This is a genomic window from Methylophaga sp. UBA3613, assembly GCF_002375415.1.
Lineage (GTDB): Bacteria > Pseudomonadota > Gammaproteobacteria > Nitrosococcales > Methylophagaceae > Methylophaga.
In genome coordinates, this window is record NZ_DFLS01000005.1 from 239,033 (window position 1) to 255,028 (window position 15,996).

The window sequence follows — 15,996 nt, forward strand, 5'->3', positions numbered from 1 at the left end:
AAATTTTTCGATATCACTTATCTTAAAGATCGGTACTCGCCTTCACGGCCCTGTTTACTTAATACGAGCTGCCACAGCTGGCCTTGTTTGGAGCGAAAGAAACCGGCACAGCTATGCAAATAATACTTCCACATACGGTAAAACCTTTCATCATAATGGGTGGATAAATCGGGCCAGGCTTTATCGAAGTTTTCCCACCACGCCATCAGTGTTTTGTCATAATCAGTGCCGAAGTTGTGCCAGTCCTCAATGACAAAACGGCTATTAAGGACTGATGCCAGTTCTGCTGCTGAAGGTAATTTGCCATTGCGAAAGATGTATTTATCAATCCATGGATCCACTTTAAGTGACGTAGCGTGAATGCCGATGGTGTGCAGTAGGAACAGTCCTTCGGGTTTGAGCAGTTTCATTGCACTGTCAAAATAGATCGGATAATTCTTGGGCCCAACATGTTCGAACATACCGATAGACACAATTTTGTCGAATTGCCCTTCTAAATCCCGATAATCCATCAATTCAATCGTCACTGGTAAACCGGCACAACGCTCCTGGGCGAGGGTTTGTTGCTCTTTTGAGATCGTAATGCCATGAACTTCTACGCCATAATTCTCTGCAGCATATTGAGCAAAACTGCCCCAGCCACAGCCAATTTCAAGCACCCGTTCACCGGGTTGAAGCATAAGTTTTCTGCAAATCAAATCCAACTTATGCGTTTGGGCCTGGGCCAGATTATCCGCCTCTGCCCAGTACCCACAGGAATAGCTCATTGTGGGGTCGAGCATCGCCTGAAAAATATCATTACCGGTGTCGTAATGTTTTTTGCCTACTTCATAAGCCCGTTTGCTGGTTTGGCGATTGAACAGGTTCTGGCGAAAGATTTCAAAATACAGTCTGAATTTGGCGACACTGCCCAGATGTTTTTCGATATCAACTTTAAGTAAGCGGTGAAACAGCTCATCCAGTTCATGGCTCTCCCACATGTTATCCATATAGCTTTCGCCAAACCCGAGAGAACCCTGCGTTAAAATCCGCCGATAAACTCTTGAATCAAACACCTGAATGTCCCAAGGCTGATCGCCATTGAAACTGACACCGGCGAGATCAGCTGCCTCTTTTAAAATAGCAGGTGGGGAAACCGTTTGCGTTTGACTTTGTCGTTCCTCACTCAACTTTACGTGAGGCACTTTTGAAGTGGATTCAGTCATAGACGGTATTTCTCCTCTATTCTTTCGGGTTTATAGCCCTACCATAGCTGAAAAATAAAATGATTTGTATAAGGTAATTACTGATTTTTCAGCTTGGTTGTTTGCTCTGATAATTAAGTTAAAAGTTTTAATGAATTACGAAAACCATTCACCTCTGTTCATTTAAAGTCCACAATGAAAGTGCCGATAATAATAAAAGTACAAAAACGGCAGTTCGCATTAAGTGTTGAACAAAAATAAAAAAATCGGGCCACAGAGGGCAAGATCATGAAAAAAAACCTACCTATAACCAATAACGAGGTGGCCTTTCCTGAAGGTGAAGAAATCATATCAACCACCAGCTTAAAAGGGATTATTACCAGTTTTAACGACACCTTTCAGAAAATCAGCGGTTTTGAATCCGATGAATTATTAAATAAAAATCATAATGTTATTCGACATCCAGAAATGCCTCCGGCAGCGTTTGATGATTTATGGAAAGCAATGAAATCCAATCATCACTGGATGGGAATTATCAAAAATCGTACTAAGAATGGCGATCATTACTGGGTGGATGGCTATGTAAGCCCAATGATCGATAATGGAGAAGTTACTGGATATGAATCGGTTCGCACCAAACCGAGTCGAGAACGTGTTGCCAGAGCTGAAAGAGTTTACCAACGAGTCAATAATGGCGGTTCAGCTCGGGATGGCAGCTTCCTGGCAAGGATGGACCTGAAAACACGTTTTATGCTCGCGCATACCCTGGCCTTGTTGAGCGCTATTGTTGTAGCAGGTTTATTATTGAGCACCACCCCTGTTTATGCCATGACCGCCGCTTTAATCATTGCCTTATCGGTTTTTTTTATATTGTCCATCTGGGCTTTTTCACCTTTAAAACAAGCTGCAGAAAAAGCGCGACAGGAAATTGATAATCCACTGATGGCATTGATCTATACCGGTCGTTCAGATGAGATTGGCCAAATCCAGTTGCCAACCGAATTCTTACGTGGCCGGCTTGGAACGACTTTGGGCCGGATCCGGGATTCTGCATCCAGTATCGAACATGAAGCGGATGAAAGCGCCCGTTCAGTGACTGATATTCAAACAGCTATTCGCCAGCAATCCATGCGTATGGAAGAAGTCGCCACTGCAATGACTGAAATGACAGCCAGTATTCAGGAAGTAGCTAATAATGCCGCCTATGCTGCCACCAAGGCTCGCGAAACAGATGAACTCTCGAAAAATGGCGTAAGCAGTGCCTCTAAGGCGGTGAACTCGTTAAGCGATCTGAGCACTGCCATTGGGAATATTTCTTCCGTGGTTGCTCAGCTGGATAAAGACACTCGTAATATCGGTCAGATCATTGAGGTCATTACCAGCATTGCTGATCAAACCAATTTGCTGGCATTGAATGCCGCCATCGAAGCAGCACGTGCAGGAGAACATGGGCGTGGTTTTGCTGTCGTTGCTGAAGAGGTCCGCTCACTGGCCAGCAAAACGCAGCTTTCTACCCAGCAAATTCAGGATTTAATCGGCAAGCTTAATGGCGCGGTCAAACAAGCTGTTGTGGTAATGGAACAAAGCCAGCAAACCAGTGAAACCAGTGAGCTGCATGTTAAATCCTCGATTCAGGCGCTGGAAACTATCGCTAATGAAGTCAGCAATATCAATGAATTGAATACGCAAATAGCCACTGCTGTTGAAGAACAAAGCAGTGTCAGTGAGGATATAAACCGAAATATTGTGCAGGTGAATGAAAGTGCAGCTCAGGTAACACACGGTGCTGAAATAGCAGATAACGCTGCCAATGGTCTTTCAACTCAATCACATCATATGAGCGATATGATTAAACGATTCCAACAGGGGTAAGTTAATTTCTGCAGAAACAGTTAAGCTTAAATTAAGGCTGATTCGATACCATCCATGTTAACCACAAGGGCTTTTTTGGGAAAATTATGCAACGTTCAATTTCATCGGCATTACATTTAATAGGCTTGGCGCTTGTTTCAGGGCTGCTCCCCAGCCCTGTGCTGGCTGATGATGTCAGTCATTCTGAAGCACGAATGCTGCGTGAGTCCGGAAAGATTCTGCCATTAGAAAGCATTCTTGAAACCGCCAATAACTATCGTAAAGGCGAAGTTATTGATACAGAGCTTGAGCGGGATGACAGTTTGCTGGTCTACGAAATTGAAATACTGGATGATCAAGGACGGGTTTGGGAACTTGAATTTGACGCAACAAATGGCGACTTGCTCGAACTCGAACTGGACGATTAAACATGCGGATATTGCTGGTTGAAGATGATGTGCTGATGGGGCCAACGCTACAGAATGCATTATCACAAGCAGGTTATGCCGTTGATTTGTCTGTCGATGGCATTGATGCTGAAGCCCTTGGCGATATTGAGCCCTATGATCTGATTGTTCTGGATCTGGGTTTACCGAAACGTTCCGGGATGGAAGTTTTGCAAAACTGGCGTCATCGCAACAATCATGTGCCCGTGGTTATCCTGACAGCAAGAGGCAGCTGGGAAGAAAAGGTGCAGGGCTTTAAAGCCGGCGCTGATGATTACGTTGCTAAGCCGTTTCAAACAGAAGAACTATTGGCTCGAATCAGTGCGGTGCTGAAACGTAGTTCAGGTACCAGTGGAGGACCATTACAGGTCGCCGGATTACTGCTTGATGAAGATGCCCAGTCCGTTAAATTAAAAGATGGCCGTTTTTTTAACTTAACTGGGACGGAATTCCGACTGTTACGCTATTTTATGTTGCATCCAGGCCAGGTTATTTCGAAAAGCCGACTGACGGAACATGTCTATGAATATGACAGTGATAGAGACAGCAATGTTATTGAAGTGTATGTCAACCGACTACGCCAGAAGGTAGGCACAGATTTGATTCAAACCCGTCGTGGGCAAGGCTATATTTTCGGATCGGCATGAGCTCACTAAAACGCCGACTGTCGATTGGTCTGACGTTTACTCTCAGCCTGTTAATTTTGCTGCAATGGGCACTTATAACGCTGGTCATTGAACGTGTTACCGAAACACAACTCCTGGAACGGTTGGAAAGCGAGACTGAAGGGCTGCTGGCTAGCGTCGAAATTAATCCTGACGGTTCCTTCGACCTAAGCTCGCTTCGTCTCAGCAGTTTGTATCAACGACCGTTTTCTGGTCATTACTATGTAGTGTGTACTGAAAAAATCTGTAAACAGTCGCGATCTTTATGGGATGAATCATTAACCATCGAACAACTTGCCAGTGGACAGAAACGCCAAACATTAATCGATGGACCGAATGAGGAAAGACTGTTCAGCCTGCAACGTGGCTATTTCAAGCAAGGACAAAGCCTGACCATTATGGTGGGGCAAAATATCAGTGAACTGAATGAAGATATATCGCATTTTCAGATGCTGTATTCACTGGTATCAGGTATTGGTCTGATTGTTCTGCTGATAATTCAGTGGTTGATCGTTGGCAAAGCATTACAACCTTTACAACGCCTCCAGCAACAACTCTCAAGATTACGTAGAGGTGAAACGGAAAAAATTGAAACTCAGGGGCCTGAAGAGATTCAGCCCATGATACAAGAGCTGAACCGTTTATTGGTGACCATGACTCGCAAAACCCAACGCTCACGTGCTGCATTAGGTAATCTGGCACATGCTCTAAAAACACGTCTTACGCTATTGAATCAAACCGCTGAAAGTAGCGAACTGAAAACGCTTCCGAATATGCAAAAAGCATTACATCAGGTCAGCCGGGATATGGGACAAACCATCGAAAGAGAATTAAAACGTGCCCGTTTACTAGGTTCGCCGATGCCGGGTCAAAAAGTCGATCTGGAACATGAGATTGCTGAGCTGAGCAGGACCTTACAGTTACTTTATCGAGATAAATCACCCGTTATCGACTGGGAAATTGAACCTGATTTACAGTTTTTTGGTGATCGGGAAGATTTGCTAGAGATGCTGGGTAATCTGCTGGAAAATGCCTGTAAATGGTGTCGTAAACGCGTCAATATTACTGTTTATCAAAACCATTATTGTTATTTTGTGGTTGAAGATGATGGTCAGGGCTGTGATGAAAGTAAATTGTCACAACTACCACAACGAGGCTTCAGAGCTGATGAGTCGGTACCTGGGAGTGGGCTTGGGCTGGCCATTGTGTCTGACATAGTAGAAAGTTATAGCGGCGAAATGTTGTTCAGTCGTTCTGCGATGGGCGGATTGAAAGTGGAAGTCCGACTGCCATTAATTGTATAAGGAACCCGCCTCGGCGGATTCCCTAGGACTTGTTGATCTTTCATCTCCGCCTCTTTTGTGAGCTGAAAAAGCGTCAATCAAGGCACGAGGAGCGCCTTTTGTGAGATACATCCATGTATCTCACCCCGGAGGGGCTTGCGCTCACAAACGTTTATCTCCATGGATGGAGTGTATGCAAAAGCAATGTCTGGAACATTGCTTGTCCTGACGTTTTTGTAGTTATTCTAAATAAGTAACGAGCAAAGCTTCCGCATCCTGCTCACGCCCCTGACCTACATCCATGTAGGCCACGCAGACCGGCGCGCGCCTCCTTGGCGCGCCGGCATATGATGGGCAAGGATGCCCAAATGCCGCGGTAGCAGGGATAGCGATAGCGGCCTGTCCATCCGTGGACATAAGTGGCGCTTTTTCAGTCACAACCCGCAGGGCTGGGGATATGAAAGATCAACAAGTCCTAAAAAATGCTTTAGAACAAGTCCCAATCTCGACTGACTTTTCTGACTTCACCGGTTTCTGCATTGATATAAATATCCCATTCCTTGCCATCTTTACCCAGCACTTCCATTTCATAATCCCATCCACCAAAAAATGCACGGTTCTCCAAGTCAATATCATCAATGATGCCTGGCTTGGCTTCTAGCGCAATAGATTTTGCTTCCTCTATACTAATCAAACCGAGTTGTTCACTTTTTGTTTTTATCTCATGTAAATCATCTGCCAAAACGGGAAAACTCATTACAGAAACAACCGAAAATAACACTAAACTTTTCATCTTTGACCTCTTTTTTATTAAGAATTTCTAAAGATATAAAAGTAAAATTAATTAAAACTGAATTTTAACTTTATTTTATATTTGTTATAGATAAAAAAACGGCCCGTCAAAGACGGGCCGCTGCTTTTTACATCAAGATAGAATTAACTATCAATCACGTTCGACTTTGCGAAGTTCACCGGTTTTGGCATGAACATCAATATCCCATTCAGTGCCATCTTCCTGAACAACTTCAACTTCGTATTCCCAACCGCCGCCGTTATCAATACTGTCTAATTCGATATCTGTAACCACGCCGGATTTTTCATTTAACGCAATATTTTTAGCTTCTTCACTGCTGATTAAGCCAAATTTTTCTGCTTTCATTTGCATAGTGGCTGGATCATCATCTGCAACAACAGCTGCCGTTGAAAACGTTAAGGCTGATGCAAGTATAGTTGCCAGAGTCATTTTGTTTAGTTTTTTCATTTTTGGTACTCCTTTCCGATTAAGGTGAGCCCACTTTACAAAACCAAACTTAAATCAAACTGAATAACATTAATTTTTCATTTTCTGGTTTAAATTTCTTTTCTCTGCATGCTCTGAAGCAAACTCATATAAATCTATCAGGTCTGTTTCAGAGACATCAATGACAGCCTCCATTTGGGAAAGCGCCCAATGAAAATCTTCTTCATTTAATAACGTGGTTTTATCTTTCTGTTTTATGAATTGATCGTGGTGTTTATGATGGTTATCACGATGCGGATAGTGGCGTCCCGGCAACAGATTATTAATCAGTAAAGACAAAACAAGCAGGCTTCCTGCGTTGATAGTGACAACAGCATAAACAAAAAACCATGCAATACTGCTGTGCTCCGGCATGCCAATAACCGCAATCATTGCTGTCGCGGCTGCAGGCGGATGAAGGGCATGCAGAAAATGCATGAAAAACACCGCCAAGCCCACCGCCATGGCAGTTGCCAACACCGGCTCAGCTATCCAATAGTTACAACTCACTCCCATTACAGCAGCGATTAAATGACCCGCCATTAACGGCCAGGGTTGAGCCATTGGACTATGTGGCACTACAAATAATAAGAATGTAGAGGCGCCCATTGATGCAAGTACCAGCAACTCCATTTCCATCGTCATTTGTAATTGGCTGAGAAGTGTCATAAGCAGCCAGATTGCCGTAAATGCTCCTAAACTGGCATTTAGCTTTTCTTTAAGTTTTGGGTGAGTTTGTAATAAACGTTGCTGCCACTTTTGCAGCCTGTCGGATAGCTTCATTGCTTTGTCATGTCTTTGGTTAAATTGATAATTCCTCTTAATGGCTTCGTTACCATTAAGCGGATACCTACGGAATAAATACCTGGGTTTCAGTCTCTTAAGTATTGGGAAGGCCCGAAAAATTCGGCAGCTATTGATGAACTATCAACGCCACGCTCTTTTAATATGGCCATTGTGGTTCGCATCATTGCGGCAGGCCCGCACAGGTAATAATTCGCCTCAGACTCTGGTACCAGGAGATCCAGCAACGCTTTGTCTATATAGCCTTCACTATCATGCAAATACAGTGATTGAGAACCGGAAGACTGGCTGAGACGAATATGCCATTGAAAATTTGGGTAGGTACGCGCTAGTACTGAGAGTTCTTCATAAAATGGCAGAACGTCATTATTTTTAGCTAACTGTATCAGTGTAAATGAACGATCTGGTTCATGGGCCAAACCCCAATGCAGCATGGCAAGTAAAGGCGTTATTCCCACTCCACCAGCAATAAACACCAAGGGCATATTGACTGCTTCGGGCATCCTTAATATAAAGTTTCCAATGGGGGGGGCCAGTAGCAGCTGGTCACCTACCTGCACGTTATCATGCAATCTGTTGGAGACTACCCCGCCAGGATGATCTGGCAACTCACCGGCATGTTTTTTGACGCTGATTCGATAGTGATCTTCTCTCGGAGCTGAAGACAAACTATAATTCCGCATCGCCTGGCTACCGTCGGCCAGTTGAATTTTCAGCGTAATAAATTGCCCCGGCAGATAAGCCTTTAACGACTTATTATCAGTTGGTCGCAGATAGAAAGAAGTAATGTTGCTGCTTTCTGAATGACGTCGAATCAGGGTGAAAGCCTTAAAGCCATTCCAGCCATGTTTGATCAGCTGTTGCTGATATAAATCATCTTCTCTGTCGATAAAAATACCGGCTAAAACACCATAAGCCTCTGTCCAACTCTCAATCACCTCAGTCGTTGCCGCTTCGCCAAGAACTTCACGAAGCGTTAATAACAAATTATTTCCTACGATAGGGTAATGTTCAGGTTTTATCCCCAGAGAAACATGTTTATGAAAAATAACCTCAAGCGCTTGTCGCAATTGGCCGGGGTTATCAATGTGCCGGGCATAGGCACAGATGACTGAAGCCAAAGCGTGTTGCTGGGCACCTGATTGTTGATGAGCTGGATTGAAAAAAACGTTTACTTCCGGGTTATTACGGAACATATTTTTGTAAAAACAGTCTGCTAATTGTTCGCCATGCTGCTCCAGTAAAGGCACGGTTTGATGAATAATATCGAAAGTTTCAGGCTTCATTGCCGAACTCCTATTAGCTAAACAGGCATTTTACATACCTATTTAAAAACACATAGTATTGATCCATCTTTTAGGAGTCAACGAATAATGCAACTGACAACGCATACCGATTATGCGCTTCGATTACTGGTCTATCTGGCAATACATCATGGTAAGCAAGCTGCAACCATTCAGGATGCGGCGACACGATTCGGTATTTCATCCAATCATCTTGCAAAAGTCGCTCAAACGCTGGTTCAGCATGGTTATATTGTGAGCCATCGAGGTCGTGGGGGTGGCTTGAAACTGGCTTTACCAATCAATGATATCGGTATAGGAAAACTGGTCCGGAAAACTGAAAACCTGCAATTACTTCCCTGTTTCGGTGATGAAATCGCCTGTCCTATTCAACCTGCCTGCATATTGAGAAATGCTCTGCATAAAGCCCAGGCCGCCTTCCTGAACGTACTGGACGATTACACACTAGCCGATGTGGTATTCAATAAGGACCGTCTGCAAGAATTACTGGAAATACCGGAATCTGCATGACTACCTGGCAAGAGTGGCGCAATGAACAACGCTATCGGTTAACGCAACAGCGTTTAGACACTGCAAATGATCTTCGCCTGATTCATCAGGTAGCTTTATTTGATAAATTACAGACCATACTGGATCCCTTGCCCAAGGGCACTATTGGTTTTTACTGGCCGGTACGCGGTGAAATAGATTGCCGGGATTTCATTTGCGGCCTTATCGAGCAAGGTTGGCAAGCCGCCTTGCCGAAGATTATTGGCCCTAAAGAAGCTTTGCAATTTCGGCAATGGCGTCCGGAATCCATTATGCAGGCTGAAATCTGGGATATTCCGGTGCCTCAAAACACACCCATCGTAAAGCCTGATGTGCTGATCATTCCACTGGTGGGATTTGATAGTGATTTACATCGCTTGGGCAATGGGGGTGGTTTTTATGATCGTACTCTTGCCAGTCCTGTTAAACCGTTTAGTATTGGCATTGGTTTTCAGTGGATGTTACTCGACAACATCAATGCTCAACCGCATGATGTGCCGATGGATAGAATTGTTACCGAAGAAAAAATCTTTTCATAAGTTATTCTGCGTTAAGTTAATAAAGCCTGGCTATTACATTTTTGTATACTCAATGCTAGGGCTTGTTTATCTTTCATATCCACCACTGCTTGAGACTATTTTTTCGCCTAACAAGGCAGCAATAAATATAAACAAATCCTAAAACATGTGACGTTAATTTTTAATAACGTATATTCGTAGGTTCATTGCTTTTTCGTCACCCAGAGCTGGATGACTGGAGTCATCTATATATGAGTCAGAGCCTAAGCCGTTTTTTAAACAGTTCGATATTTGATGGACTGCTTTTTCTATTGCTGATTCTGGTGTTTTTGGCAGACCGTTTAACGGTCCCGGGTTTTGCGCACGGTATTCTATATACCCCTATCCTTATGCTGGCTAGTGCTGGCGGCAGTCTTCGTCGATTAAGCATAACGTTTTTGATCAGTTTGTTATTCGTCTGGTCTGGCATATTGATCATGCCGGAGGGCCAGCAGGCCATTTTACAAACTCAGTTTGTCGCAAATCGGACATTGGCGACATTCGCATTAATGGCGATTTTTCTGCTTAGCAGCTATATCATTCGCTCACATCAGCAACAGACTAAAAATCAACAACAGCTCAAACTTGCTGCAGACATCGCTAAACTGGGTTATTGGCAGCTGGATAAAACAGGACTCATCCAACTAAGCCCTGAAGCAGCCATGCTGTTAAATCAAAAATACCCCAGCCAGCTCTCACAAAAGCAATTTGTTTCCTTGTTTACGGATAATCAACAAGCAGCGTTGAATCAGGCAATAAATGCCACGCTGAACACTAAACATGCGATGGATGGTGAATTCACACTCACCCATCAGAACAATCCTAGACGGCTAAGAATAATGGCCTATCCAGACCAGCAATTCCCTTCGCATGTGCAGGGCGTCATTCAGGATGTGCATGATCGTAAACTGGTAGAAGCCAATCTGATCGAAGAACAGCGGCGTTCTCACTATATGGCTGAAACAACGCTCCAGTTTATGTGGACGGTGACTGCTGAAGGGATGCTTGACTCTGTTTCCCGTTTTGCCGTTGAATTTTTTGGCAAACCAGAACCCGATATACTTCACAACTGGTTTGAACTGGTGCACCCCGATGATCAAACTGCTGCGCGTGAACGCTGGTCTCATTCAATGAGAACAGGGGTCGCCTACTCTGATGAGTTCCGATTACGGCGGTTTGATAATGAATATATTTGGTTTCTGGCTCAAGCCAGTGCCATCCGCAACGAGCAGGGAAAAGTCGTAAAGTGGTACGGTTCGAGCATTAATATTCATCAAACCAAACTGTTGCAACAACAGAGTGAGGCCTTATCACAGCAGTTGCAGAATACTCTGGACAGTATCACCGATGCCTTTTTCACCTTAAGTACTGATTTACGGTTTAACTATGTGAATAATCAGGCGGTGGCTTTATTTAATATTCCCCATTCGCAACTGCTGGATAAAAAAGGTATCGAAAATACTGATATTGATCGCAGTGGCTCGCTGGTAAAAAAATTGTCATTGGCACTAATGCAGCAACAGGTGATGTCCTTTGAGCATCTGTACGAAGCAAAACAGTTATGGCTGGATATCAGGATATACCCCTCAACCAAAGGGCTTACCGTTTATCTGCGGGACATTACTCGACAACGCCGGGAAGCGGAAGAACTGAAGTTGTTACGAAGTGCGGTATCACAACTTAATGATGTAGTGATTATTACTGAAGCTTCACGTTTTGCCCAAGAAAAGGCAAATATCGTTTTTGTGAACAACGCGTTTGAACGTATAACCGGTTACAGCCGTCAGGAAGTGATCGGTAAAAGCCTGAAAATTTTGCATGGCCCGAAAACCGAAAAAAATGAACTTCAAAAAATTAAAGCGGCTTACAGCACCTGGCAGCCATTTCGTGCTCAATTAACCCAGTATCATAAAAGTGGTCGTGAAATTGTGCTGGAGCTGAATAGTGTTCCCATTGGCCTGACCGCAGGCTGGTATACCCATTGGGTATCCGTTGAGCGCGATATAACTGAAGAAAGGCATTTACAGAAACAGTTACAACTGGCGCAGCGGATGGAGGCCATTGGGCAGTTAACCGGTGGTATTGCCCATGATTTTAATAACTTATTGACCGTTATTACCGGGAATACCGAAATATTAATCGATGAGCTGGCCGATAAACCCGCTTTACAGCCTCTGGCAAAACTTATCAGCAGTGCAGCGGATCGAGGCGCACGTTTGACCAGTAATCTACTGGCTTTTGCCAGACGCCAGCCACTCTCGCCCGAAGCCGTTAATATCAATATGTTAATACGTAATATTGAGGCTTTATTACGAAGCTCATTAGGGCAAAAATACGAGTTGGATCTCAATCTTAATAGCGATATCTGGCCCGTCATGATTGATCCCGTTCAACTGGAGAGTAGTTTATTAAATCTGACCATTAATGCTCGAGACGCCATGCCTGAGGGTGGCAAACTAATGATCAGCACAGAGCGATTTAATCTTCCCACGGATCAACAAACCTCAGCGAACGAACTTAAGGCAGGCGAATACGTCAAAATTGATGTAATGGATAATGGGGAAGGAATTTCCCAGGATTTGCTGGATAAGGTATTTGAACCTTTTTTCACCACTAAGCCAGCAGGAAAAGGCAGTGGTTTGGGATTAAGCATGGTATTTGGCTTTATCAAACAGTCCGGCGGTCACATCCAGGTACAGTCTGAGCCCGGGCGGGGAACACGATTCCAGTTATTTCTTCCTCATAATGAGATGGTGTCGCCAGCACCTGTCCTGCAGGAGATTGATTCTCCGACAACAGTACAACACTCCAAACAAACCATTCTGGTTGTAGAAGACAATGATCTGGTCAGACATTATGCTATTTCACAGCTGCGGGATGCGGGTTATCAGGTGCTTGCAGCAGCTGATGGGCATCAGGCTTTAAACTGGCTTGCGTCGGCACAGCAAATTGATTTACTGTTCACCGATGTACTGATGCCCGGCGGTATTAGCGGACATGAGCTGGCAAAACAGGCAAAACAACTTCGACAAACACTTCCCGTGCTCTATACCTCGGGCTATACGGAGAAAGCACTGACCGACGAAGAAAAACAGAATGGCAGTATTCCTATTTTGAATAAGCCATATCATCGTGCAGCACTTTTGAACAGAGTCGCACAAATGCTGACCTACAAGACCTGAGAGATTAATAGATGTCGGATCATAAACTGTTGATACTGGATGACGACCAACTGACCGGAGAGACCATCCGCAATGTTGCCGAATACGCTGGTATGTCAGTGAAAGTGACCACCAATGCAATTAATTTTTTCAATTTACTTAATGAGTGGCAGCCTACTCATATTGCATTAGACCTGATTATGCCCGATATGGATGGGGTAGAAGTTCTGGGGGCATTGGGGGAGCAACTGGTCACTGCCAAAATCATTATTACCAGCGGGGTTGGCCATCAGGTTTTACAGGCCGCCGCCCGCTCAGCGGCAGCACATGGATTGAACATTGTCGGAATTTTACCGAAACCCTTTAATCCAAAAGCTTTCCGTGAAATGATTGACTTGCCATCACTTAATGCGATTGATTTGCTTGATGGCCAACAGCTGCAATCATCTTCCAGTGTCCCAGCCATTACAGCCACAGATGTTGCTCAGGCAATTACCAACCGGGAAATTACGTTGGCGTATCAACCCAAAGTAGACTGCACCAGCGGTGAATTAGTGGGTTTTGAGGCGCTAGCAAGGTGGAGTCATAAGGAATACGGATTTATTGCTCCGGATGTCTTTATTGCCATTGCCGAGCAAAATAATCTGATTGATGATTTAACCATTCTGGTTTTCGAACAGGCTTTACCGTGGTTTAGACAGTTTTGCCAGCAACAACGAATAAATCCGGGCACCCCTCAGTCCCATCAACTTCTTTGCTCCATCAATATTTCTGCTTTATCACTACGCAATCTGACGCTGTTTAATCAGATTGAAGCATTGTGTGACTCTCATGACGTAAAACTTCACACCATCATGCTTGAACTCACCGAGACCGGCGCAATGGATGATCCCGTTGCATCTCTGGATATTCTGACCCGGTTAAGGATGAAGGGATTTCAACTGTCCATTGATGACTTTGGAACGGGTTTTTCGTCGATGTTGCAACTGGTACGGATGCCGTTCTCCGAAGTAAAAGTCGATAAATCGTTTGTAATGACGGCACAACAGTCACGAGAATCAAGACTGGTCATTCAGGCGATCATCGAATTGGCCCACAGCCTGGATATGAAAGTAATTGCTGAAGGCATTGAAGACTATGCCACGCTACAGTTTCTGCAAAAGCAAGGTTGCGATAAAGCCCAGGGATTTTTTATTGGCAGGCCGGTCCCCGCCGATCAGATTGGCCAATGGCTACAACAGCGCAAACTGGCACTGGAACAACAGCGACTGAAAGCGCTTGAATCCTTGAAAATTATGGACACGCCTGCTGAACAGCGATTTGATCGAATTACCCGTTTAGCAAAACGCATGTTCGATGTACCGATCGCGCTGATTACCTTACTAGATGATGAAAGACAGTGGTTTAAATCAAAAGTTGGATTAGATGCGTCTGAAACCCCTCGAGAACAGGCTTTTTGCAATTATACGATCGAGCAGGAAAAAAGTTTTATCGTGAACGATGCAACCCTTGATATTCGTTTCAATGATAATCCTTTGGTGGTGAATAAGCCTCATATAAGATTTTATGCCGGTTTTCCATTCCGAGCCCCCGGTGGTGAAAAATTGGGTGCGTTATGCCTGATTGATCATAAACCACGTTATATCAGTGAACGGGATTCCCGATTATTAGGTGAACTGGCGTTAATGGTAGAAGAAGAAATCGCCACCAATCAGCTGCTGTGTGAAGATCATTTAACGGGCTTGCTCAATAGAAGAGGCTTCGAATTCAGGGCCAATCATATTCTGCAAATGTGCCGTAATCAGGACTGTGAAGCGTCGCTGATCTATTTTGATCTGGACAACTTCAAACAAATCAATGATGGCCATGGTCATCAGGCTGGCGATAATGCCTTACTGCAATTCTCAACGTTATTAAATAGCACTTTTCGTGATTCGGATTTAATCGGTCGTATTGGAGGAGATGAATTTGTTGTGTTGATGGTCAATCAGAACGATACCGATCAAACCGCCATTCTGCAGCGGCTATCCAACACGGTAGACTCCTACAATCAGTCCATCCATAGTGATATTCGCTTACATTACAGCTTTGGTATCACGACCACAAAATCATTAAGCGATTACGATTTACAACAGCTTTACACGCTGGCTGACGAAGCAATGTATAGAAACAAGCGTAGTGGACAACAATTGAATATGGCGATTGATATCAATAGTCAGACCCAAGATTAATCGCTTTTACCGATTAATAAAACCGAAATAAGTTGTTTTATTAATCATTATTGTTCCGCTACACTGCTCATAACTGAATAAATGTTCAGGAAACCACTACCCCAAAAAAGGAGATTAACAACATGACTCAACGAGTACCTAATGTCGTTTTTAAAACCCGTGTAAGAGATGAAAGTATTGGTGGCGATAACCCTTTCCGCTGGCAGGATGTTACGACCGATGAAATTTTCAAAGGTAAAAGTGTCATCGTCTTCGCATTGCCTGGTGCGTTTACCCCGACCTGTTCAAGTACCCACTTGCCAGGTTATGAAGAACACTATGATGAGCTGAAAGCAAAAGGCATTGATGAAGTTTATTGTCTGTCCGTAAATGATGCTTTCACCATGTTCCAATGGGGCAAACGTCAGGACGTGAAAAAAGTCAAATTGCTGCCGGATGGTAATGGTGAATTTACCCGTGGCATGAACATGCTGGTGAAAAAAGAAAACCTGGGCTTTGGTGAGCGTTCATGGCGTTACTCAATGCATGTGGTGGATGGTGAAGTGAAAAAACTTTTTGCTGAGCCAGGCAAGATGGATAATTGCCCTGATGACCCGTTTGAAGTCAGCGGCGTGGATACCATGCTGGATTATTTGAATAAACAATAATGCTGTATTAGCCACATTACACCGGACCTGTGACCATTCAGGTCCGGTATTTTTTT

At 44.1% G+C, this 15,996-nt stretch carries 14 protein-coding genes; 9 read left to right on the top strand and 5 right to left on the bottom strand.

Annotated features, from left to right (window positions below):
• Positions 1-17: 17 nt before the first annotated feature.
• Positions 18-1,205 carry a cyclopropane fatty acyl phospholipid synthase gene (gene cfa, locus B3S93_RS06090; protein WP_292354349.1) on the bottom strand — a complete coding sequence of 396 codons (1,188 nt, stop codon included), beginning with the start codon at positions 1,203-1,205 and terminating at the stop codon, positions 18-20.
• A 267-nt stretch (positions 1,206-1,472) separates the two neighbouring features.
• Between cfa and B3S93_RS06095 the strand changes: the two genes are divergently transcribed.
• From B3S93_RS06095 to B3S93_RS06110, 4 genes are all read left to right on the top strand, one after another.
• Positions 1,473-3,056, top strand: a complete 1,584-nt coding sequence (locus B3S93_RS06095) for a methyl-accepting chemotaxis protein (RefSeq protein ID WP_292354348.1) — start codon at positions 1,473-1,475, stop codon at positions 3,054-3,056.
• Between the two features lie 86 nt (positions 3,057-3,142).
• Positions 3,143-3,463 carry a PepSY domain-containing protein gene (locus B3S93_RS06100; protein ID WP_292403590.1) on the top strand — a complete coding sequence of 107 codons (321 nt, stop codon included), beginning with the start codon at positions 3,143-3,145 and terminating at the stop codon, positions 3,461-3,463.
• 2 nt (positions 3,464-3,465) lie between these two features.
• Positions 3,466-4,128 (top strand): response regulator transcription factor, encoded by a 663-nt coding sequence (locus B3S93_RS06105; protein ID WP_292354344.1) that lies wholly within the window; start codon positions 3,466-3,468, stop codon positions 4,126-4,128.
• Positions 4,125-5,450, top strand: a complete 1,326-nt coding sequence (locus tag B3S93_RS06110) for a sensor histidine kinase (protein ID WP_292354343.1) — start codon at positions 4,125-4,127, stop codon at positions 5,448-5,450. The genes B3S93_RS06105 and B3S93_RS06110 overlap by 4 nt, the downstream gene beginning before the upstream one ends.
• Positions 5,451-5,916: 466 nt before the next feature.
• On the opposite strand, the gene B3S93_RS06115 is transcribed toward B3S93_RS06110, so the two are convergent.
• The 4 genes from B3S93_RS06115 to hmpA all read right to left on the bottom strand — a co-directional run bounded on the left by B3S93_RS06115 (position 5,917) and on the right by hmpA (position 8,798).
• Positions 5,917-6,222 carry a PepSY domain-containing protein gene (locus B3S93_RS06115; RefSeq protein ID WP_292403587.1) on the bottom strand — a complete coding sequence of 102 codons (306 nt, stop codon included), beginning with the start codon at positions 6,220-6,222 and terminating at the stop codon, positions 5,917-5,919.
• Positions 6,223-6,372: 150 nt separating this feature from the next.
• Positions 6,373-6,690, bottom strand: coding sequence for a PepSY domain-containing protein (locus B3S93_RS06120; protein WP_292354339.1), 318 nt, complete (start codon positions 6,688-6,690; stop codon positions 6,373-6,375).
• A 69-nt stretch (positions 6,691-6,759) separates the two neighbouring features.
• Positions 6,760-7,491, bottom strand: a complete 732-nt coding sequence (locus B3S93_RS06125) for an HPP family protein (protein ID WP_292354337.1) — start codon at positions 7,489-7,491, stop codon at positions 6,760-6,762.
• An 89-nt stretch (positions 7,492-7,580) separates the two neighbouring features.
• Positions 7,581-8,798 carry an NO-inducible flavohemoprotein gene (hmpA, locus tag B3S93_RS06130; protein ID WP_292403585.1) on the bottom strand — a complete coding sequence of 406 codons (1,218 nt, stop codon included), beginning with the start codon at positions 8,796-8,798 and terminating at the stop codon, positions 7,581-7,583.
• Positions 8,799-8,885: 87 nt separating this feature from the next.
• Here hmpA and B3S93_RS06135 point away from each other — a divergent pair, with 87 nt between their 5' ends.
• The 5 genes from B3S93_RS06135 to B3S93_RS06155 all read left to right on the top strand — a co-directional run bounded on the left by B3S93_RS06135 (position 8,886) and on the right by B3S93_RS06155 (position 15,940).
• A complete protein-coding gene (locus tag B3S93_RS06135; RefSeq protein ID WP_292354334.1) occupies positions 8,886-9,326 on the top strand; it encodes an RrF2 family transcriptional regulator in 441 nt (146 codons plus the stop codon).
• Complete coding sequence (locus B3S93_RS06140; RefSeq protein ID WP_292354333.1) at positions 9,323-9,883, top strand: 5-formyltetrahydrofolate cyclo-ligase; 561 nt, start codon at positions 9,323-9,325, stop codon at positions 9,881-9,883. The genes B3S93_RS06135 and B3S93_RS06140 overlap by 4 nt, the downstream gene beginning before the upstream one ends.
• Positions 9,884-10,113: 230 nt before the next feature.
• Positions 10,114-13,083 carry a hybrid sensor histidine kinase/response regulator gene (locus B3S93_RS06145; protein ID WP_292354331.1) on the top strand — a complete coding sequence of 990 codons (2,970 nt, stop codon included), beginning with the start codon at positions 10,114-10,116 and terminating at the stop codon, positions 13,081-13,083.
• 11 nt (positions 13,084-13,094) lie between these two features.
• Positions 13,095-15,293, top strand: a complete 2,199-nt coding sequence (locus B3S93_RS06150; RefSeq protein WP_292354329.1) for an EAL domain-containing protein — start codon at positions 13,095-13,097, stop codon at positions 15,291-15,293.
• Between the two features lie 122 nt (positions 15,294-15,415).
• Positions 15,416-15,940, top strand: coding sequence for a peroxiredoxin (locus B3S93_RS06155; protein WP_292354327.1), 525 nt, complete (start codon positions 15,416-15,418; stop codon positions 15,938-15,940).
• The last annotated feature ends 56 nt before the right edge of the window (positions 15,941-15,996 follow it).

Excerpts from the sequence above, each read along its gene's own strand:
- B3S93_RS06115 (WP_292403587.1), bottom strand. The coding sequence starts at position 6,222 with ATGAAAAGTTTAGTGTTATTTTCGGTTGTTTCTGTAATGAGTTTTCCC.
- B3S93_RS06095 (WP_292354348.1), top strand. The coding sequence starts at position 1,473 with ATGAAAAAAAACCTACCTATAACCAATAACGAGGTGGCCTTTCCTGAA.
- B3S93_RS06105 (WP_292354344.1), top strand. The coding sequence starts at position 3,466 with ATGCGGATATTGCTGGTTGAAGATGATGTGCTGATGGGGCCAACGCTA.
- B3S93_RS06145 (WP_292354331.1), top strand. The coding sequence starts at position 10,114 with ATGAGTCAGAGCCTAAGCCGTTTTTTAAACAGTTCGATATTTGATGGA.
- B3S93_RS06140 (WP_292354333.1), top strand. The coding sequence starts at position 9,323 with ATGACTACCTGGCAAGAGTGGCGCAATGAACAACGCTATCGGTTAACG.
- B3S93_RS06120 (WP_292354339.1), bottom strand. The coding sequence starts at position 6,690 with ATGAAAAAACTAAACAAAATGACTCTGGCAACTATACTTGCATCAGCC.
- B3S93_RS06150 (WP_292354329.1), top strand. The coding sequence starts at position 13,095 with ATGTCGGATCATAAACTGTTGATACTGGATGACGACCAACTGACCGGA.
- hmpA (WP_292403585.1), bottom strand. The coding sequence starts at position 8,798 with ATGAAGCCTGAAACTTTCGATATTATTCATCAAACCGTGCCTTTACTG.
- B3S93_RS06155 (WP_292354327.1), top strand. The coding sequence starts at position 15,416 with ATGACTCAACGAGTACCTAATGTCGTTTTTAAAACCCGTGTAAGAGAT.
- B3S93_RS06125 (WP_292354337.1), bottom strand. The coding sequence starts at position 7,491 with ATGAAGCTATCCGACAGGCTGCAAAAGTGGCAGCAACGTTTATTACAA.
- B3S93_RS06110 (WP_292354343.1), top strand. The coding sequence starts at position 4,125 with ATGAGCTCACTAAAACGCCGACTGTCGATTGGTCTGACGTTTACTCTC.
- B3S93_RS06100 (WP_292403590.1), top strand. The coding sequence starts at position 3,143 with ATGCAACGTTCAATTTCATCGGCATTACATTTAATAGGCTTGGCGCTT.
- cfa (WP_292354349.1), bottom strand. The coding sequence starts at position 1,205 with ATGACTGAATCCACTTCAAAAGTGCCTCACGTAAAGTTGAGTGAGGAA.
- B3S93_RS06135 (WP_292354334.1), top strand. The coding sequence starts at position 8,886 with ATGCAACTGACAACGCATACCGATTATGCGCTTCGATTACTGGTCTAT.